Annotated in this window: 8 protein-coding genes, 2 tRNA genes and 3 pseudogenes; 11 read left to right on the top strand and 2 right to left on the bottom strand. The window is 57.0% G+C overall.

The window, feature by feature from the left end:
* Positions 1 to 2: 2 nt before the first annotated feature.
* The 4 genes and pseudogenes from VW41_14120 to VW41_14105 all read left to right on the top strand — a co-directional run bounded on the left by VW41_14120 (position 3) and on the right by VW41_14105 (position 6233).
* Positions 3 to 1358, top strand: a pseudogene (locus VW41_14120) (hypothetical protein).
* Between the two features lie 88 nt (positions 1359 to 1446).
* Positions 1447 to 3210, top strand: coding sequence for a hypothetical protein (locus VW41_14115; GenBank protein AJZ90077.1), 1764 nt, complete (start codon positions 1447 to 1449; stop codon positions 3208 to 3210).
* Positions 3204 to 4937, top strand: a complete 1734-nt coding sequence (locus VW41_14110; GenBank protein ID AJZ91978.1) for an ABC transporter — start codon at positions 3204 to 3206, stop codon at positions 4935 to 4937. Before VW41_14115 ends, VW41_14110 begins: the two co-directional genes overlap by 7 nt.
* 15 nt (positions 4938 to 4952) lie before the next feature.
* Positions 4953 to 6233 (top strand): cytochrome P450, encoded by a 1281-nt coding sequence (locus VW41_14105; GenBank protein ID AJZ91977.1) that lies wholly within the window; start codon positions 4953 to 4955, stop codon positions 6231 to 6233.
* Positions 6234 to 6364: 131 nt separating this feature from the next.
* Here VW41_14105 and VW41_14100 read toward each other — a convergent pair.
* Positions 6365 to 6440 (bottom strand) — tRNA-Asn (locus VW41_14100).
* A gap of 100 nt (positions 6441 to 6540) precedes the next feature.
* Complete coding sequence (locus VW41_14095; protein AJZ90076.1) at positions 6541 to 7338, bottom strand: DgsA anti-repressor MtfA; 798 nt, start codon at positions 7336 to 7338, stop codon at positions 6541 to 6543.
* A 94-nt stretch (positions 7339 to 7432) separates the two neighbouring features.
* Between VW41_14095 and VW41_14090 the strand changes: the two genes are divergently transcribed.
* The 7 genes and pseudogenes from VW41_14090 (at position 7433) to VW41_14060 (ending at position 21937) form a co-directional block, all read left to right on the top strand.
* A tRNA-Ser gene (locus VW41_14090) sits at positions 7433 to 7522 on the top strand.
* 839 nt (positions 7523 to 8361) lie between these two features.
* Positions 8362 to 10074: a ShlB/FhaC/HecB family hemolysin secretion/activation protein gene (locus VW41_14085; protein AJZ90075.1), complete on the top strand. Its 1713-nt coding sequence runs from the start codon at positions 8362 to 8364 to the stop codon at positions 10072 to 10074.
* 44 nt (positions 10075 to 10118) lie between these two features.
* Positions 10119 to 19154: pseudogene (locus tag VW41_14080) on the top strand (hypothetical protein).
* Positions 19155 to 19855: 701 nt separating this feature from the next.
* A complete protein-coding gene (locus VW41_14075) occupies positions 19856 to 20344 on the top strand; it encodes a hypothetical protein (GenBank protein AJZ90074.1) in 489 nt (162 codons plus the stop codon).
* 247 nt (positions 20345 to 20591) lie between these two features.
* Positions 20592 to 20978, top strand: a pseudogene (locus VW41_14070) (hypothetical protein).
* A 280-nt stretch (positions 20979 to 21258) separates the two neighbouring features.
* The gene (locus tag VW41_14065) at positions 21259 to 21498 is read left to right on the top strand and encodes a hypothetical protein (GenBank protein ID AJZ90073.1); all 240 of its coding nucleotides are present in this window, start codon (positions 21259 to 21261) and stop codon (positions 21496 to 21498) included.
* A gap of 130 nt (positions 21499 to 21628) precedes the next feature.
* Positions 21629 to 21937: a hypothetical protein gene (locus VW41_14060; GenBank protein ID AJZ90072.1), complete on the top strand. Its 309-nt coding sequence runs from the start codon at positions 21629 to 21631 to the stop codon at positions 21935 to 21937.
* Positions 21938 to 22131 lie beyond the last annotated feature (194 nt).

The raw sequence follows: 22131 nt of genomic DNA, 5'->3' as shown, positions 1-22131 counted from the left end.
GGGTGGTGCAGGTTTCCGGCCTGACGATCCGCAACCCACAGGGTGATGCGGTGCTGCAGGATATTAATTTTGAGCTGGCCGCGGGGGATTCGCTGGCGGTGATTGGCAGCAGCGGGGCAGGGAAAAGTACCCTTGGGCGTGCGCTGCTGGGGGACTTGGCCTCCGGGCAGCGCCACGCCGGCGGGCAGATTATCTGCTGCGGATGCGAGGTATTGCAGGCCACGCCTCGCCAGCTCCGTCAGCTCAGATTCAGGCACACCGCCTGGCTTGGCCAGGACCCGGCACAGGAACTGACGCCAGGTATGTCAGTGCGGCGTCAGCTTAATGAATTTCATCATGGTGATGCCAGCGCCATTAGCGAGATGCTGGCTTCTCTCGGATTGCCGCAGGATAACGCTTTCCTGCAACGTTTCCCCCACCAGCTTTCCGGCGGACAGCGTCGCCGGGTCGCACTCGCTCGGGTGCTATTGAAGCGCCCACAGCTACTTATTCTCGATGAGCCCTTCGCCGGATTAGATCGCCGACATCGTGAGCAGATGATGGCGGAGCTGCACCAGCTACAGCGGCAACATCGGTTTGCCCTGTTGCTGATTGGTCACGAACTCAACGCCGTGGCGGAGATAGCGCAACGGATGCTGGTCCTGCATAACGGGCAGCAGCTGGAATATGGCTGCACCCGGCAGCTTTTTGCCACCCCCAAAAGCCCACTGCTGCGCGCGTGGTTGTCCCCTGTGACCTGGTCGCGACCGGTCACCACTCAAGGTGAGCCACTGCTGCGGGTTTCCCGCTGGCATCCGGGGCATTCCCGACAGACTGCGTTGCCAGCGCTGAGTTTCGCGCTGCATCCGGGGCAGTGCCTTGCGGTCACCGGGCCATCAGGCATTGGCAAAAGCACTCTCGCGCGATCGCTGGCGGGTTTAAATCCATCCCATCAGGGCGCTATCACCCTTGGCGATCGACCGCTGGCGAGCGATGTGCGCCGGCGCTCGGGTGAACAGCAGCGCGCCATCGCGCTGGTGCCCCAGGACCCAGCCCATTCACTGCACCCGTTACGCAGCGTTGGACAGCAGCTACAACAGGCGCTCGATAGGTACCGATTAACCCACCCAGGCAGCGTGGCCGCTCTGCTGCAGCAGGTCGGACTGCCTGGCGATTATGCCCGCCGCCTGCCACGAGAACTTTCTGGCGGCGAACAACAGCGCGTGGCGCTGGCGCGGGCGCTGGCAGGTCAGCCCTGTGTGCTTATCTGCGATGAAGTCACCTCGGCTCTGGATGTGCTCAGCACCCGCATGATTCTGCAACTGCTGAATCAGCTACTGACGCAGGGCATGGCAGTGCTTTTTATTACCCATGATTTACCGGCAGCCAGACAGATTTGCACCGCAGAGCTGCATCTCAGCAGCGGTGAGGCTGATTCAGGCGCTGTGTTTGATAAGGAGATTTGTGATGACTTCAACATGCGAGACTGAACCTCAGCCGGTCGGGCTATTACGACCGGTTCGCGGCTGGATTGCGCTGGCCGTGGTACTTCAGGTGGGCTCATCGGCGCTGGTACTGGCCCCGCTGATTGGTCTGACTGAACTGGCGCGGGTGCTGATGAGCGCGCAGGCAGACCGTGCGGCCCTGGCCTGGCATATCGTGAAAATATCCGCTTTCTGCCTGGGGGGAGGACTGGCGTTGCGGGGGCTGGCCGACCTCACGACGCACCTCGCTGATAATGCATTCTCCTTGTGGCTGCGCCGCCAGTTAGCGCGTCGTATGGCGCACGCGCCGCTCAGCTGGTTCAGCGCCAACAGCAGCGGCAGAATTAAGCAGGGTATGCAGGATGACGTGACGGCGATTCATCATCTGGTGGCGCACTCCTATCTGAATCTGGCAAACGCTGCCGCCACTCTTGTGTGCGTCTACGGCTACCTGTTGTTCATCGATTGGCGGATGACGCTGATCACCCTGATTCCGCTCCCGTTCTTTTTTCTGCTCTATCGCCAGATTATGCGTGCCAGTCAGGCCAAAATGGTGGAATACGGCCAGGAGCTGGAGCAGGTCAATCGCTCGGTCGTGGAGTTTGTCCAGGGCATACCGGTGGTGAAAACCTTCGGCCAGCCGGGCATTGCTCATCAGGCATATCGCCGGGCGGTAGACAGCTTTCGCGATTTCTTTCTCGACTGGGTGCGTCCGCTTATCAAACCGGAAAGTCTTTCAGGGGTGATTATCGCGCCGCTCACCTTATTGCTGTTGGTGCTGGTTGGCGGCGTCACCTTTATTCATCTCGGCTGGATGGATATCTGGCAACTCCTGCCGTTTGCGGTGTTGGGGCTGGGTATCTCGGTGCCAATTGGCACGTTAAGCAGCAGCGCACAGTCACTGCAGATGGCGAAGGGGGCTTTTACACGCCTGGCAGGGTTACTGGCGATCCCTCAACAAAAGGAGCCGGAGCGGGTGATGCTCAATACGGGCAACCAGGTGTGTTTTGATCGCGTCAGCTTCAGCTACGGACCCGATCGCCAGATTTTGCATGACATATCGCTGAGGCTGGAACCCGGTACGGTAACGGCGCTGGTTGGAGCATCCGGGGCGGGCAAGTCAACGCTGGCGAAGTTACTTCTGCGCTTTGCCGAACCCGATGCTGGCCGGATTATGCTGGGAGGGGTCGATCTGGCCAATATCACGACCGACCATCTCTATCGTCAGATTGGCTGCGTCTTTCAGGAAGTACGACTGCTGCGACTCAGTATCAGAGACAACATTGCCCTGGGTTATCCGCAGGCAACCGATCGGCAAGTGATTGCCGCGGCGCAGGCAGCCAATATCCATCAACGCATTATGCAATTGCCGCGTGGCTATCAGTCGGTTTATGGCGAAGATGCTTGCCTGTCGGGTGGGGAAGCGCAGCGCCTGAGTATTGCCAGAGCGCTACTCAAAGAGCCGCAGTTGCTGGTGCTGGATGAAGCGACGGCCCAGGCTGATGCGGAATCAGAAGCCGCCATTCAGGACACGCTCTCCCGGCTCATTTCTCAACAGGGTAACCGCTCGCTGCTGGTGGTGGCTCACCGCCTGGCGACGGTGGTTAACGCCGATAATATCGTGGTGCTGGCGCAGGGACGTATTGCGGAACAGGGAACGCATAGCCAACTGCTGGCTAACAAGGGTGAATACGCGCGTCTGTGGCAGGCTCAGTTCTCACCCTCAAAGGAGGATGTATGCTGCTGACCCGTCTCTCGTCACTGCTGGGCAAAGATAACGCGAAGGTTCTGCAACGTTACCTGAGCCTGATGGTGCTTTTCTGCCTGGTGCAGGGGATCGCTTTTGCGATGGTCGTGCCGATAGTCCAGGCGCTTTTGCAGGATGATATCACGCAGGCGACATGGTGGTTGTTGCCGCTCACGCTCTGTACGTTGCTCGCCTGGTATCTTAACTACGTTGCCTCGTTGGGCGGCTTCAAGGTGGCCATAGCGCTACTGAATACCTTACGTCACCGCATTGGCGACCACGTGGTGACTCTGCCGCTGGGATGGTTCAGTCCCGCCAATACCAGCCAGCTTGGCGTGCTGCTCAGCCAGGGGGTGATGGAAATCCTGGGGCTGCCCGCACACCAATTAAGCCCGTTAATGCGTGCCACCTTGACACCGCTGGTGGTGGTGGCGATTACCTTTTTCTTCGACTGGCGTATCGCGCTGATCGCGATGGTTATTTTTCCGCTGGTGGCGCTGGTTTATTGGTGGGCGGGCAGGCTGGGGCGCGCCGCAGATGAAGCCGTTCACCATGCTACGGCAGAAGCCAGCGAACGTATGCTTGAGTTTGCACAAAACCAAATGGTGTTGCGCACTCACGGCTGCGGCGAACAGGGACATGCCAATTTTGATCTGGCCTTAGTGGCACAACATCGGGCCAGTAAACGCCAGCTGTGGCTGGTGCTGCCGCCGTTACTGGCTAACTCCTGGCTGGCGCAGCTCAGTTTCCTGACGTTGATGGCAAGCGTCACCTGGCTGGGGTTGAGCGATAACGATCCGCAGCAGCTGGTCACGCTGCTGGCGCTGCTGGTGCTCATTAACCGGGTGATTGACCCCCTTACCGAAGTGGCCGCCTATGGAGCCGGGATCCGCATGGCTTCTGCCCAAATGGATGCGGTGGAGCGTGTACTGGCCGAGCAACCGCTGCCGCAGGCCGACGATCCTCAGCCATACAGCGGCGAGGCCAGCATTCAGTTGCATAACGTGACCTTTGGCTATCAACCCGAGCGGCCTATCCTGGAAAATGTGTCGGTTACGCTGCCCGCCAATACCACCACGGCGCTGGTGGGCCTCTCTGGCGCGGGTAAAACCACCCTTATGCGTTTGATCGCACGTTTCTTTGACCCTGACAGCGGCAGCATTACGCTGGGAGGCACCGACCTGCGACAGTTAAGCAGTCGGGAGCACATGTCACTGATCGCGCCAGTCTTTCAGGACAATTATCTGTTCAGCGGCACCCTGCGGGAAAACGTATTGATTGGCAATCCGCACGCCGACGCGCAGGAAATTGAGCAGGTAGTCAGGCTGGCACGGCTGGACGAGCTGCTGCAACGCCTACCGGATGGCTGGCAAAGCCAGGTTGGTGAGGGCGGCGGCCTGCTTTCTGGCGGTGAACGCCAGCGTGTCGCCATCGCTCGCGCATTGTTGAAAAACGCGCCGATATTGCTGCTGGATGAGGCCACCGGCGCTCTGGACGCAGAGAATCAGTCCGCGATTGCCGCCGGATTACAGTCTCTACACCATCGCTGTACGTTGCTGGTCATTGCCCATCAGCTCTCGACCATCCAAAACGCTGACCAGATTCTGGTGCTGGATCGGCAGCACATTGTTGAACAAGGCAACCACCAGCAATTACTGGCCGCAGGCGGTCGCTATGCTGATTTCTGGCAGGCGCGTAACCATGCTGAAGGCTGGCGTCTGCAATAAACCGGGGAGGTAATGATGTCCGAAGCGATTATCAACAGTGAACAGGCTGCGCAGTCTTGGCCCCTGCCTGACGTGGATCTGACCAATCTGGATCTGTTCAGCCGCGGGTTTCCACATCAGGTATTCACCGACCTGCGTAGCCACCACGGCGCATTGTTCCATCCCCGGACGGCGCTCACGCCCGATGGCGAAGGATTTTGGGTGTTTACGCGCTATCACGACATTGCGGCCATCGCGAAAGATAACGACACCTTCTCCTCCGCCGGCGGCGGCGATCGGCAGGGCGGCGGCACTATGATTGAGGATTTGCCCCGGGAAATGGGGCCAGGATCGGTAATCAATATGATGGACGATCCTCGCCATAAGGCGCTACGCAGATTGATTGGCCCGGCCCTCACCAATGCCCGCGTGGCGGCGATGGAGGATATTCTTTTTGCCGCAGCAGAGTCTGCCGTACAGGCCGCGCTCCAGCAGGAACGTGTCGATTTCGTCTCTGCCATCGCAGCAGAGCTACCGCTGTTTGCTATCGCCAGTCTGGTCGGTATCCCACAAGACGATCGCCATCAGATTTTTGCGTGGATTAACGCCGTCCTGGACTATTCGGACCGCCAGTTGGGTGAAACCAGCATCAGTAGCCAGCAGGGGATGAAAAACTTCATGGCCTACGGGCATAAGTTTGTCGAAGAGAAACGCCAGAACCCAGGCAGCGATATTGTGTCTCTGGCCGTGACGGGCGAACTCCCCAAAGGGCTGGGAAAACTTACGCCGCTGGAACAGTTGATGGTGTTCAGCGTGGTCATGGTGGCGGGGCTGGAGACCACGCGTAACGCGATTGCCGGTGGTATTCTGGCATTTATTCACCATCCAGAGCAGTGGCTGCGCCTGCAGCAGGACGGCGGCCTGATGAATTCAGCGCTCGACGAAATACTGCGTTGGACTTCCCCGACCCCCTATAACCGTCGCACGGCAACGCGCGATGTGATTATCGGCGACAGGCTTATTCGCCGCGGGGAGAAAGTCACGTTGTGGTGGGCGTCAGCCAACAGGGATGATGCTTATTATGAGCAACCTTTTACGTTCGATATTGGCCGCCAGAAAAATCTCCATTTGGCATTTGGGGGCGGGGGACATAGCTGTCTTGGCGCGCAGTTGGCGAGGCTTGAAATGCGCGTTATTTTGCACCATCTGCTGGAGCAGGTGCATAGCTTCAGTCTGGATGGCGAAGTTAATTGGGTGCGCAGCAATAAGCATACCGGGATTCGCAGTATGCCCGTGCGTTTTGTGAAGCGTGACTGAGAAATATCTCTGCGGAAAAGAGAAGGGAATTCCACATAGCGCGTAATCGGGCGGCTGGCAACGGGAAGACAGCCGGGGATTTATAAAAGCAAAAAGCCCGCTTAAGTTTCCTTAAGCGGGCTTCTCAAATATGGCTCCTCTGACTGGACTCGAACCAGTGACATACGGATTAACAGTCCGCCGTTCTACCGACTGAACTACAGAGGAATTGTTTCAACGGGGCGCATGTTATCGTTAGCCATAAAACCTGTCAACAGTAAAAGTAACGCATTAATTCATATGGTTAAATTTACGCCTCGTTGCTGGTTTAATGCACCGTATTTCCGGCGCTGCCGGGGGTGTTTTCTCGATCAACCAGACGCTGGAACGGATCTTGCCCGTAGAACTGGCAAAAGCGCTGATAAAGCGACGCGAAGCGCGGCGTAAAGAGCTGCGGTGCGCTAAAGAAATATTCGGAAAGCACGGCAAAACATTCTGCCGGATCGGTGGCGGCATAGGCGTCAATGCTGGCGGCATTTTCGCCAACCATATCGATTTCATCCTGAATGCTGTCCATCGCGGCGTGGAGATCGTGTTCCCAGCCGGCCACATCCCGCAAAGCAATTAAAGGCACGCCGCTGGCGCGGTCACCGTTGCGGCTGTCCAGTTTGTGGGCAACTTCATGAATAATCAGGTTGAATCCGGAGGCGTCGAAGGAGTCCTGCACGTCCAGCCAGTTCAGAACAATGGGGCCCTGTTGCCAGCTCTGCCCGGATTGCACCACGCGCTGGCTGTGCACCAGGCCGAAGTCGTCCTGCCATTCATCATCCACAATAAACGGTGCGGGGTAGAGTAAGATTTCATGGAAACCATCCAGCCATTCAATGCCCAGTTCCAGCACCGGCAGGCAAAACAGGAGTGCAATGCGGGCACACTTCAGGTCATCCAGCTCAAAACCCTGCAGCGGAACCAGCCGCTTTTGCTGTAAAAAACGATCCGCAAGGCCAATTAATTTCTGCTGCTCGGTTTCACTGAGTGATGCCAGCACGGGGATGGCTAATGCCTGCTCCCACGGGAACGCGGGGGCGGCGCTTGAATCAGTTGCTTTCCAGGGCCACTTAATCATGTTACTTGCTCGCAAAGTCATCGTTTGAACTGAAACGAAAGAACCCAGACTGTTAAAATGCCGCATAACCTGGCATGATGGCAACCACCAGAACGGAGAGATGCCGGAGCGGCTGAACGGACTAGTCTCGAAAACTAGAGTAGGGGCAACTCTACCGGGGGTTCAAATCCCCCTCTCTCCGCCAGTTCTTCTGCCCGGCTTGGGTCTCCATCCTTTTTCTCTGAAGCGTTATCATCGCGGCGGCTTATGCCTGCCCAGAGACCGTCCGACACGTTATCACCTGACTCGCCTCCTTGGGTAGCGCTTTGCGACTATCTCATTAATTTTGTGAACTAAGTCGTAGCATTGGCACCGACAATATCACCCCCGGTAAAAAGATTTTCTGCGAAAGAATGGCCATCATGCGTGCCCGATAGGGGCTGATTTCGGATAAGTGATATTTCAGACGGGACGTGAATTTCTTGTCCTGTATTAAATTAACGTGACGATGGGGTGACAGCCTCCTCTCCAAAAGCGGGCTCCTGAAGAATGATTCTGGCTGTCGGGCTTATGAGAAAATGTCATTGAGTCAAGGCCGGGTGGAATATTTCAAGCCTACTAATTTTGGTGGGGCGTGAGTCACGAGTGTGTCATTGGAGATAATATTTTCCGTTACATAGAAGTCAAATTCCCGGCCTCTGAAGTTAACTTGCGCTATTAATTAAAATTCAATTAAATCAGTATATTATGTCGATTGTTGGCAGGCGGGCGATCCTGTGACATTTCTATTGTTCATATATTAAATCCGAAAAATAGAATGTGTCACATTGTCCCGGCTGAGTTATGGATATTTACATTTAAATACTACAGATGCTCTCAGGAAAGAGTCCGCATGGTCGATAAATATTTAGAAAACCCGGCGAGTACATTTAAATGAGGAAAATGTTTCGTCGAACAAATTAACCTAAATTATTGCCATTAAGCGCATTTTAATGATAATGAGAAAAATAAAACTATATTTCATATTTCATCAGGGAAGGTGATATGCCGTCAGTGCATTCATTGCTTTTTAATTCGTTAGCCGTCCTTTGCGCAGGCAGTGTATTTCAGGCTCTGGCTGCTCCCGACAGCACCCGGCTTTTCGATCATCAACAGCAGCACCAGCAGGCTCAACAGGAGGCCCGTGAGGCGCAGCTCGCCCCCCAGACACCAGGTGTGCGTCTGGATGCTGACACTGTGCCAGAGGTGAATGGCCCATTTCCGTCCGAAACGCCCTGTTTCCCAATTACTTCTGTTGTACTGAGCGGCAAGCAGGCGTTCCCTCATTGGGTGCCGCTCTCCCGCATCGCCAACGGCGGCGTCGGGCACTGCCTGGGCATAAAAGGCATCAACCAGCTCATTAGCCGCCTGCAAAACAATCTGATTGAGCACGGCTGGGTTACCAGCCGGGTGCTGGCGCCTGAACAGGATTTACGCTCCGGCACATTGCAGCTAACCCTCTTTCCGGGGAAAGTCCGGGCGGTGCGCTATAAAGAGGGGGCCGACAGTCGGGCAATTATCACCACGGCCATGCCGGTGAAAGAAGGCGATCTGCTGGATCTGCGCGATATTGAGCAAGGGCTGGAAAACCTGCAGCGTTTACCCACTGTAGAAGCCAGTATGGAGCTGGTGCCCGGTGACCTGCCGGGAGAGAGTGACATTGTGATTGCCCGGAAACAATCCCGCCTGTGGCATACCAGCGTCTGGGTGGACGACTCCGGCACAAAAAGCACCGGGCGTACCCAGGGCGGCGTGATGCTGGCGCTGGATAACCCGCTGGCGCTGAGCGACCTGTTTTACATTTCGGCCGGGCACGATCTCGGTTTCCAGGGCAAAAAACAGAGCACCAGCCTGAATGCGCATTATTCGTTGCCGTGGGGCTACTGGCTGTTTGATATGACCGGCGGGCGCTCTAATTATGTCCAGTCCATTGCGGGCCTTAACGGTGATATCCGCTATTCCGGGCAAAGCAAAAATCTGAATACTGGCCTTAGCCGGGTGATTCAGCGAGGTAGCAACAGCAAAACCACGCTGCGCTATGGCGTGCTGTACCGCGAAACGCGCAACTACATTAACGACACTGAGCTGGATATACAGCGTCGGCGGACCAGCGCCTGGCAACTGGGGCTGAGCCATCGTCACTATCTGGGGGCGGCGACGCTGGACGCGGGCGTGAGCTATCAGCGCGGTACGCGCTGGTTTGGCGCGATGCCGGCCTGGGAAGAGCAAAATCCTGAAGGCGACTACGCGACAGCGCTGAGCAAAATCCTCACCTGGAATGCTTCTTTAAACCTGCCTTTTGCCCTCGCGAATCAACAATTCCGCTACCAGATGAGCTGGCTGCGGCAGACCAGCTCTACGCCTCTTACGCCACAGGATCAGTTCTCTATCGGTAACCGCTGGACGGTCCGCGGCTTCGACGGGGAGCGTTCCCTGAGCGCCAATCACGGCTGGTATGTGCAGAACACCCTGGCGTGGCAAACGCCGCTGCCTCAGCAGGAGTTCTACCTGGGGGCTGATTATGGCGAAGTTGGCGGGCGCGCGGACGGGTTTGCGCTGCTTGGGCGTCACCTGGCCGGCGCGGTAAGCGGGCTTCGAGGCAACATCAGCCGAACGGGGATTGGCTATGACCTGTTTGCCGGCATACCGCTCTCAAAGCCATCGGGTTTTCGCACCGATCCGGTGACCCTGGGCTTCAGCGTTAACTGGCAATATTAATTCAACATGGACTGCCTGAGGCAGAATGACGGGAAGTTATTGTTATGAACAAGCTGTGCTACCGCATCGTCTTTAACCGCGCCCGCCAGATGCTGGTGGTGGTTTCAGAATTAGCTCGTGCCTACGGCGGAGAGTCGACGCGCGGCACCGGGGCCACGCCTGGAGCCTGCCTCCGGCTCTCGGCGCTAACCTTCTCGTTATGGCTTGCCGGGGGAATTATTGCTCCCACCGCCTGGGCGGACGGCATTGTGGCGGATGGTTCCGCTGCCGGTCGCCAGCAGCCGACGGTGGTCAACACGTCCAACGGCCTGCCTCAGGTCAATATTCAGGCGCCGAATGAAAACGGCCTGTCACACAACCGTTACAGCCAGTTTGATGTGGGCGAACGCGGTGCGGTGCTCAACAACAGCCGGGTTAACAGTCAGACGCAGTTGGCCGGGGCGGTGGCGGGTAACCCGTGGCTCGCCAACGGCGAAGCCAAAGTCATTCTCAACGAAGTGAACAGCCGCAACCCCAGCCAGCTCAACGGCTTTATTGAAGTGGCCGGGAAGCGCGCGGATGTGATTATTGCCAACCCGGCGGGCATTACCTGTAGCGGCTGCGGTTTTATCAACGCCAATACCTCCACGCTGGCGGCGGGTAAAGCGCGGATTGAAAATGGCCGCCTTCAGGGATTTGACGTGGACAATGGCCGGATCCGCATCGAAGGTAAGGGGCTTAACGATGGGCAGAGTGATTACACCCGCCTGATTGCCCGCTCGGTTGACGTCAACGCCCAGTTACAGGCAAAAAATTTACAGCTGACGACCGGGCGTAACCAGACCGATGCCCAGGGCAATGTGTTGTCCACCAGGCCGGACAGCGCGGGAGATAAGCCCGAATTTGCGCTGGACGTGGCGGCGCTGGGCGGCATGTATGCCAATAAAATTAAACTGGTGGGCACCGAGCGAGGCGTCGGGGTACGTAACGCCGGGGAGATTGGCGCGTCAGCGGGAGAACTGTCGCTCAGCGCCGACGGCAAGCTCACAAACAACGGGCTAATGAGCTCGACGCAGGCGGTACACGTCGTAGCCGGTGATATTGATAATAGCGGCAATATTCGCTCGGATGGGCACGTTCAGCTTGATGCCCGCAACCAGACCACTCAGCGCGGTACGGTGCTGGCGGCAGGAAATGTGCAGGTGACGGCGGCCTCAATCGACGCGCAGCAGAACAGCGTCACTGCCGCAGGCGTGGATGAGAAAGGCAACCTGACGCGGCCTGGCTCGATGACGCTAACCGCAGGCGGCAAACTTCAGGCTCAGGGGCAACTCCAGGCCGGTGAACGGCTTGCGGCCAGCGGTCAGGCGCTGGATTTACAGGGCGCAAAGCTGAAGGCGAAAGACCTGTCCCTCACCGCCACTCAAGGGGACATTGACACCCGCAGCGCCACGCTGGCGGCGGATCGTAGCCTTAGCGCCAGCACCCAGGGTCAGATTCGCAATGATAAAGGCCATCTCAGCGCAGAAACCCTCCATCTTGAAGCGGACGAAATCAGCAACCGCGAAGGGCAACTGGCGCAAACCGGGGCCCAGGCTTTAGCGCTGAAAACCCGCTCCGTCGATAACACGCAGGGGTCGATCACCGCGGCGCGCGGTCTGGCGGTTGAGGCTGAGACGCTGAACAACACCCAGGGGCAGCTCGGCAGTTTTGATGGTGGCGTCACCCTTCAGGCAGCGCGCATCGACAACCAGCAGGGGCGTTTGATAGCGCAGAAGACTGGCGGGCTGGCCGTAACCAGTCAGGATTTCATCGGCGACAAGGGCGACATGCTCAGTGAGGATTTCCTGAGTCTGAACAGCGCTCGCCTGTCCCTGAACGGGGCCAGGACCGAGGGCCAGCGGCTGCAGCTTGAGGGGAATAGCCTGTTGCACCGCGGTGGCTCGTTGCTGCAGCGGGGGCCGGGAGAAGCCTCGCTCACGTTCAGCGGCGAAATCGATAACAGCGGCGGGCAAATTGCCAGCCAGAGCGGGGTGCGCATAACGGCGGGAGCGCTGAATAACCAGCAGGGAACGCTCAGCGGCGACGGAGATTTTAGCCTTAGCTACCGTGCCGGGCTGAACAACCAGCAGGGCAGCATCAGTGCGGCATCCATGACCCTTGCCGGGCAGGGGCTGGATAACACGGCGGGGCTGATTCAGGCCAGAGGCGACTTGTCGGTGAATACTCAGGGCCAGCAGTTGAATAACGCCCAGACCCTGGGCAACAAAACCGGCATTCGAGCCGGGGGCACGTTGACGCTGCACGCCGGGGAGGTGAATAACCAGTCCGGCCTGATCGCGGCAGATAAAGTTCACGCCGAAGGGAAAGGCTGGGATAACCGGCGCGGTGAAACCAGCGGCGCGAGCGAGCTGACGCTGGGTACGGAAGGGCTTGATAACAGCCATGGCCTGCTCAGTAGCCGCGACGGGCAGTTAAAACTGAACGCCAGCGAGTCCGTAAACAACCAAAGCGGCACCATTCAAAGCGGTAGCGGCCTCACCCTGGCCGGTGATGCGCTGGACAACCGGGCCGGAACCCTGATGGCAGCCAACGGCGCCGCCAATATCTCACTGGCACGGGGCCTGGATAACCGCGACGGGCGGCTGGTCGGGCAGCAGGGCATTGCGCTCAATGCCTCAGACTTGAATAACCAGACGGGGCGAATCAGTACGCCGCAGGGGGCGGTGAACCTGCTGATCTCCGGGGCAATCGATAACGGTCAGGGCACCCTTGAAAGCTTGCGCGCGCTGGGGCTTCGTGCCGGCAGCCTGAACAACGCCGGCGGGCTGATCCAGTCTGCGGCTGACGACGCCAGCCTGACGCTGGACGGGGCCTTGCTCAACGGTGACGGGCGCATTGCCGCCCGGCAGGCGCTGGCTCTCCACGGTGGCCAGGTGAACAACCAGCGAGGCAGACTGACCGGCAGCCAGCTGACGCTGACCAGCGAAGGGCTGGATAACACGGGCGGCCTGATCCAGGCGACCGGCGATCTTACCCTTGATACCCAGGGGGCGAGGCTTAACAACGCAGACACCCGCGGTGATACCACCGGCATTCGTTCGGGCGGTAAGTTGACTCTGCGCAGCGGGAATGTAGACAACCGCGCTGGCCTGTTGGCAGCGGGGCAACTGGACGGCAAAGGCGGGCAGTGGGATAACCTGGGCGGGCAGATTAGCTCGCTGGGGGATGCATCACTCACCGGTACGGCGTTTAACAACCAGACCGGCCAGATACAGGCCGGCGGGGCTATGCACCTGGACGCGCAACAGGGCGTGTTCAACAACCCGCAGGGCCAGATCCTGGCTAACCAGACGCTCACTCTGCTGAGCGGGCTGCTGAATAATCAGGGCGGAACGCTGCAGGGCAACACCATGCTGTCGTTGTTCAGCGGGCAAATCGATAACCAGAGCGGCAAACTGCTGTCGGGCGGTGGCCTGGCGCTCAGCGCCGACACGCTGAATAACCAGCAGGGCAAAGTTTTTGCCTGGAAAGACGGCGAGCTGAAGGTTAATCAAGATCTCAATAACAGCCAGGGCTTTATTAAAGCTAACGGGACGCTCACGCTCGCGGCAGACAGCCTGGATAACCACAACACGCGCACCAGCGGGCAGGGCATTGAGGCGGGCAACCTGCAGCTCACTGCGCGTGCGGTCAATAACCAGCAGGGAGCGCTGAGGGCGGCGAATCAACTTGCCGCCGATATTCAGGCGGCGCTGGACAACCGCGGCGGTTTGCTCTCTTCCCAACAACAGCTGGACATTGCACCGGTGAACGCCGGCGCGCTGGTGATGAGCAACCAGGGCGGGGAGCTGGTTTCGCAGGGCAACATGACCGTGCAGCTTCGTCAGCTGGATGGCGTGGGGCGCATCACGGCCGAGCAGGCGCTCAACCTGACAACGCTGGTGCATCTGTTACAGGACGGCACCCTCGCCAGCAACGGCGACCTGACCCTTGACGCTCGCGGGGGGCTGACCAATGCGGGCTTACTGACGGCGCTCAGAACGCTGGCCATTACCACGCCTGCGCTGAACAATAGCGGCAGCGGCGAAATCAAGGGCAGCACGGTCGCTGTCCGCGCCGGGCAAATGACCAACACGGGGCTGGTGGACGGCACAAATAGCCATCTTATCGCCGACACGCTGCATAACAGCGGCCCGGGGCGGATCTACGGCGATAACCTGCTGATTGACGCCCGCAGGCTAATCAACGACAAAGATGCGCCGCAGAATAAAGCCGCAACGATTGCGGCCCGCCAGCGGCTGATCGTCGCGACAGACAACCTGACCAACAGAGATCACGCCCTGATTTACAGCGACGGTGATATGGCGATTGGCGGGCAGATGAGCCCGGACGGCACCCTTTCCGGGCTGGCGCAAAAAGTGGAAAACTTTAGCGCCGATATCGAAGCCATGGGGGCTATGCACCTGGCGGCACAGCAAATCGACAACCGGGATATTCACCTGTTACTGAGCGATGCGCCGGGGCTGGTGTCGTCCTCAGGCGAAGTGAGTGAGTTCCAGTTCTGCACCGGCGATGGCGACGGTGCCTGTTTTGGCGGCGACGGGAAACGCTATCGTCTCGGGCCGTGGGAAGGTCGCTTCCGTTACGCCATTGATGAGAACGGCAACCGCATCCCGGGTGTTAGTCTGCAAAAAGAGCCGGGGAGCAATAACCGACTGCGCTTCTTTATCCCCGGCGGCGTGACGAAACACTTCTATGAATACCGCTACACCCGGCAGGTCTGGCAAACGCAGGTGGTGCACAAAGATCCGTCGACAATTCGCAGCGGCAGGGATCTGACGGTTGAAGGTGGCACCCTCACCAACCAGGACAGCCGCATCATCGCCGGAGGGGACCTGGTCACCCGCACGGGGCAGGTCTTCAACAATGAAACCCAGGGCGTGCAGCGGATTGTTGAGCAAGGCCAGACCATCTCTAACTACAAGGGCGGCGGCAAGTGGAAAACCCGGCAGTCCGTCTATGCCTATGCGGGGAATAACAGCGAAACGCCGCTGGCGATGGGGCTGATGCAGGTGGCCACGCGCGCCGGGCAAGGAGCGGGGCAGCTCATTGGGCCGCAAAATAATTCAGGGACAAAAATTGTTGCCGACGGCGTGACGCAAGAGGCGGCGGCAGGGGGCCGTGCCAGCGGCAGCGGGACGGTAGACGTGACGCTCAATAACCCGGCGGACCTTGACGCGCTGGCGGCCTCACAGCCGGGGGGGATCCTCGACCTGCCGTTGCAGCAAAACGGCCAGGCGAGCGAGCTGGTTGTGCGGGTCGTGCCGCCGGTGCTCCGTCTTCCGGAAAGCAGCCTGTTCGTGCTGCATCCGGGGAACAACAACCATTACCTGATTGAAACCGACAGCCGCTTTACCAGCGGTAAGGCTTTGTTCAGCAGCGCAGATGTCTGGGGCGACCGCCTGCAGAAGCGTCTCGGCGACGGTTTTTACGAGCAAAAACTGGTGCGTGACCAGGTTGCTCAGGCGACCGGGCAGCGCTTCCTGACGGGAATGAGCGACGACAATGAGCAGTACAAATGGCTGCTGAACAACGGCAAAACCTTTGCGGAACAGTACCAGCTTAAGCCCGGCGTGGCGCTGAGCGCTGAGCAGGCGGCGTTGCTCACCAGCGACATGGTGTGGATGGTGAATAAAACCGTCACCCTGCCGGACGGCAGCACTGAAGTGGTCAGCGTGCCGCAGCTTTATGTCCGGGTGAAACCGGACGATGTGACCGGCAGCGGCGCGCTGCTGGCAGGCAACCGAGTCCTGATGAATACCCAGGGCGATGTCACCAACAGCGGCACGGTGAAAGGCCGCGAGCTGACGCAAATCAGCGCGGAAAACCTGAGCAACGCAGGCTTCATTCAGGGTGACAAGCTCACGGTACTGGCGAAAAACGATATTACCAACACCGGCGGCAAACTGATGGCGGGCGACAGCCTGACGCTGGCGGCCGGGCATGACATCGTCAGCCAGACCCAGGGCGGCCGCCAGGGCACAGAAGCGTGGCTGGAACGTACGGCCGGGATCTACGTTGAAAACGACCAGGGGAAACTGATTCTTCAAGCCGGCAACGATATTCGCCTGACCGCCAGCGAGCTGGTCAACCGGGGCAAAGAGAGCGACACGCGGCTGACGGCGGGGCGGGATCTGACCCTGGATACGCGGCAGCTCAGCCACGGCACCGACTACACGCGGGATGCCAAACACTTCGACCGCACGCTGCAAACCAGCGAGGCGGGCAGCCGCATCGACGCCGGAGGCAACCTCCAGCTTTCCGCCGGTCGGGACATTAACGCCCGGGCGGCAGACATCACTGCGCAGGACGGTTTAATCGCCCAGGCGGGGAATGACATCAACCTGACCAGCGGCGAATCGACCTTTGACCATGAAGGCCGCAGCCAGTGGACGAAGAAAGGCTTCCTGTCGAAAACGACCTATGATTTTTACGGCAACACCAGCGAGCGCGACGCGCAGAGCACCACGCTCAGCGGCAACAGCGTGCAGATGCGCGCGGGGAACGATCTCACGGTGCAGGGCAGTAATGTGGTTGGCACGCAGGATGTGGCGCTTGCGGCAGGCAACAACCTGACGCTGACCACCGCCGATGAATCAATGCATGACACCCAGGTCACACAGAAGAAAAAATCTGGCCTGATGGGCACCGGCGGCATTGGCTTTACGGTGGGCTCGGCCAGCCAAAAGGTGACCACCGAGAGCGACAGCAACGTCAAAAAAGGCAGTACCGTGGGCAGCAGCGCCGGGAACGTCAGCCTGACGGCGGGCAACGCGGCGACAGTGCACGGCAGCGACGTGGTGGCCGGGCAGGATCTCAGCATTATCGGGCGTGAGGTCGCCATTACGGCGGCACAGAACAGCCACACAGAACTGACGAAAACCGAACAGAAGTCCAGCGGCTTCACGCTGGCGCTTTCCGGCACGGCGGGCAGCGCGGTGAACACCGCGGTGCAGCAGGCGAAGTCGGCCCACAACGAAAGCGACGGGCGACTGGCGGCGCTGAAGGGCACCCAGGCGGCATTGACCGGCGTCAGCGCCGCGCAGGCGGTGGCGAAAGATGAGGCCACCGGCGACGTGAAGGGGAACGACAACACCGTTGGTATTAGTCTCAGCTACGGCAGCCAGTCGTCAACCTCCGAGCGTAAACTGGACCAGCAGACGGCTTCGGGCAGCAAGCTGAACGCCGGACGTGATATCCATATTCAGGCCACCGGCGGGGATATTGCGGTGGTGGGCAGCCAGTTACAGGCCGGGCGAGATACGACGCTGGATGCCTCACGTGATATTCTGCTGTCTTCGGCGTCGAACACCGAAACGGTCAGTGGCAGCAACAGCAGCCACGGCGGTAGCGTGGGCGTTGGGATAGGCTATGGCTCTGGCGGCGCGGGGATCAACGTGTCGGCCAGCGTGAACGCCGGAAAAGGCAAAGAGAACGGCAGTACGGTCGCGCGCAGCGAAACCACGGTGGAAAGCGGGAACCGCGTGGCCCTGACCAGCGGGCGGGACACCACGCTGCAGGGCGCGCAGGTCAGCGGCAACAGCATTGTGGCTGACGTGGGGCGCAACCTGACCCTGACCTCAGAGCAGGACAGCGACCGCTACGACAGCAAACAGCAGAACGCCAGCGCGGGCGGGAGCTTTAGCTTTGGCTCGATGTCGGGGTCGGCAAGCGTGAACGTCAGCCGGGACAAAATGCACAGCAACTACGACTCGGTGAAAGAGCAGACCGGGCTGTTTGCGGGCAAGGGCGGGTTTGACGTGACGGTGGGGGAGCACACCCAGCTTAACGGGGCGGTGATTGGCTCCACGGCATCGGCAGACAAAAACCGTCTGGATACCGGCACGCTGGGGTGGGAGGATATCCACAACCAGGCCGATTACAAGGTGGAACACCAGAGCGCAGGGTTCAGCACCGGCGGTAACATTGGTGGCCAGTTCGTGGGGAACCTGGCGAACACGCTGCTGACCGGGGTCAACAAAGAGGGGCATGACAGCTCCACGACCCGGTCGGCGGTGTCGGCGGGCACCATCACGGTACGTGATACAGACAAGCAGCAGCAGGATGTGGCTAATCTGAGCCGCGATGCGGAGCATGCGAACCAGACGCTGAGTCCTGTCTTCGACAAAGAGAAAGAGCAGAAGCGGCTGCAGGCAGCGCAGCTTATCTCGGAGATTGGGAACCAGGCGGCGGATATCGCGCGGACGCAGGGTGAGATTGCGGGCCTGAAGGCGAAAAAAGACCCGGCGGCGCTGGAGGCGGCGAGAGCGGAACTGATTGCCAAAGGGAATAAAAAGCCCACGGCCGAACAGATAGCCGATAAAGCCTACCACACCGCGATGGCGCCTTACGGCACCGGGAGCGCCATTCAGCAGGGCATCCAGGCGGCGACGGCGGCAATACAGGGGCTGGCGGGTGGCGACCTGTCGAAGGCGATAGCCGGCGGCGCGGCGCCGTATCTGGCGGAAATAATCCATAAAAAGACCACTGACCCGATAACGGGCGAGGTGAACACCGAAGCAAACCTGATGGCCCATGCGGTGCTGGGCGCCGTGGTGGCGAAGATACAGGGTAATAATGCGCTGTCAGGCGCGGCGGGGGCGACCACTGCGGAATTCATCGCGCAGCAGATGTACCCGGGGATAAAGCGGGATGACCTGAGCGAAGAGCAGAAGCAGACCATCAGCGCGCTGAGCACGCTGGCGGCAGGGTTGGCGGGTGGTCTGACAGGCAACAGCCCGGCGGATGTGGTGGCAGGTGCGCAGGCCGGGAAGAATGCGGTTGAGAATAATGCTTTTAACTTAGCAGGAAGAACGCATAAAGAAATTGAATCCAGTATTCAAAAACAGGCTGAAGGTGTCGATCTTGATGATATTTATGGAAATGACCAAAGTAAAAAAGATGCTTTTAAAAAAGGTCGAGAACAAGGTGTTAAGGATGGTTTAAAAGACGGAGTATCAGAAAGCTTAGAAGGAGCCATCAACACTATTCTACATCCTATGGATACCATTGCTGACCTCGCAAGTGCCATTTGGAACTATGATAAAACCTATGATGCAATTAAAATCTCTATTGCTGAGTGGAATCAGCTATATGACTATGCGTTAGTGAATAACCCAGAACTTGCAGGACAAATGGTTGGATCTTTGCAAGGGAAAGTGTTGGGGAATATCGGCGGTAATACTATTGTATCTGGAGCGACGGTAAAAATAATTCAAAAAGTTGCTCGGATGGAAAGCGGTATTCAGATGTTGCCTGATGCAAATGGTAAAAACCATCTTACTGCTGTTAGAAATGACATTCATATACCTGTGGATAAGGTAGAAATATGGCTGCGTGGTGGAGCTTCTGGCGACTTAAATGCATCGAAAGCACGTTTGGAAGTTTTAAGAACAGAACAAATGGCAGACCAACGTGCTTTTGAAAAATCAGGTAAAAAGGCGGAAGTAAACGCGCTAAAGAATGATATCAGAAGAATCGAAAAGTCTCGTACAATGGGGGAGAACTTATCAAGGGCTGGTATCGATAATGAATCTAATATAAATAATAGTATTATTATTGAAAAGCTATTCGACTCGGCTAAAGAATTGACATTGGAAAACAGAATGAGTTCTGTTGTTTTAAAAGGACCTACTGGATCTGTTCGGCTTAATGCTGCATGGACGATACAGCCTGATGGAACAAAAAGATTGTCCACGGTAACTAGTCAACTCTTTGATGTGAAAGGGAGTGGTAAATAATGAAAAAATCAAAAGAGCAAATTATTTTAGAACTAAATAATTATTTGCATTATGGTTATACCAATGCTGATTCGTATGATGATTCTCGAGATGAAGTTGCCATCTTGCTTACAAGCTTACATTTTATCGACCCACAGGAGTGTGAGATTTTTTGCAAGAAAATAATAGGTTCAAAAGAAAATAGTGATGATTATTTAGACAGCTCTTGCCTTTCTCATCTTTTTGATCTTAATAAAGAGTATGCTTTGCAGTATGTTGAGCAGCATATAACAAATATGTCGACACCTATTTTAGATGAAACGATGGATGGGTTTATTAAATACAGCAAGACATCCTTTAGAATGAAATTTTCAGATGATTTAATCTCAAAAGTTTATACTAGATATAAAGAAATTTCTGCTGATCCATTTTATGCGGAAATGCTGGAGGCAACTTACAGATTTTTTAGTGAAGAGTATCCAGAAAATAATGCTAACTCACAGCGATAACCACTAATAACAATACAAGGCAATAATGCGCTATCAGGCACAGCGGGGGCGACCACTGCAGAGTTTATCGCGCAGCAGATGTACCCGGGGATAAAACGAGAAGACCTGAGCGAAGAGCAGAAGCAGACCATCAGCGCGCTGAGCGCGCTGAGCACGCTGGCGGCAGGGCTGGTAGGGGGCCTGACTGGCAACAGCACGGCGGATGTGGTGGCAGGCCGGGAAGAATGCGGTTGAGAATAATAATATACTGACAGTTGCAGCCAGAGGTTGCGCTATGGCATCACCCTGCCGGACGAAAGTTGCAGAGCAGTTACTGGAGCTGGGTGCAAAATTGGGAATAGCGGGTCTTGCAGGAGCAGCCATCAAGGACGTTTCCGACAAGATGACGCCTGATGAGTTAGAGCATTTTGGCATGCTGGAAATGCTGGGTAATGATGAGATTACCAGGAAATATTTTGGCCTGCTTCAGGACAAGTATGGCTCTGAAAATGCTTCGAATCCTAATGTTGCTAAAGACCTGACGGATGCACAGAAAGTCGAATTTGGTGGTACAGGGTCAGGAACACCGGGCGGCTGGGGGCCTCAGGATGAGGAGAATGCGCGGAATAATGGAGCAATTTCTCAGCAAAGCAAAGTTAATTTTGATGCTGCTAAAGATCGCTATCCTAAACAGTATGATCAATACAACAAACTCCCAGATAAAAATCTGGAAAAAGCTATTTCCAAACATGAAAAGCAGATAGCGGAACATCAGGGGTATTTGAATGATCCCGCAAAACGTCTGGAACATGTACCTGATTGGGAAAATCTAAGTCCACAGCACCAGGAAAACCTGCTGCATCACTGGCAACAAGATGTAAATAGGCATGAATCATATAAAGCTATTGCTGAAGGTATTCTAAAGGGTAGAAATAATGGAATTTAATGAATATGAAGCACTTGCTGTTACTTTAGGTGAAGCTTTAAGAGAGCTTGCTGAAGAGGCTAAAACCAAGAAAATTGCAGCATTAGGGACAGATAATGAAAACTTCCAAACTGGCTATCTATCAGCTTTCCACCGGGTCATAACTTTAATTCAGCAGCAAGCTGACGTATACGATGTTCCATTAGAAAAGCTAAGCTTGGACAAAATAAAAGAAACTGATCTTATTTAGCCAAATCCCTGCCATTTGACTCTGGTTTTACTTTATAAACCAGTTAGTTATCCTCAGTGCGCTGAATGCCTCACGTGATATTCTGCTGTCTTCGGCGTCGAACACCGAAACGGTCAGTGGCAAAAGCATTGTGGCTGATGTAGGGCGCAACCTGACCCTGACCTCAGAGCAGGACAGCGACCGCTACGACAGCAAACAGCAGAACGCCAGCGCGGGCGGGAGCTTTAGCTTTGGCTCGATGTCGGGGTCGGCAAGCGTGAACGTCAGCCGGGACAAAATGCACAGCAACTACGACTCGGTGAAAGAGCAGACCGGGCTGTTTGCGGGCAAGGGCGGGTTTGACGTGACGGTGGGGGAGCACACCCAGCTTAACGGGGCGGTGATTGGCTCCACGGCATCGGCAGACAACAACCGTCTGGATACCGGCACGCTGGGGTGAGGGGATATCCACAACCAGGCCGATTACAAGGTGGAACACCAGAGCGCAGGGTTCAGCACCGACGGTAACATTGGCGGCCAGTTCGTGGGGAACTATTGGTCAAAAAGACAAACGGCACAAGAAATTGAAAGTGCACTTAAAAATTCAACAAATATACCAAATACAGAAAGATGGACTGGATATTCGGATAGCGG

The organism is Klebsiella michiganensis, from assembly GCA_000963575.1.
Lineage (GTDB): Bacteria > Pseudomonadota > Gammaproteobacteria > Enterobacterales > Enterobacteriaceae > Cedecea > Cedecea michiganensis_A.
This window is presented reverse-complemented; position numbering and strand designations above follow the sequence as displayed.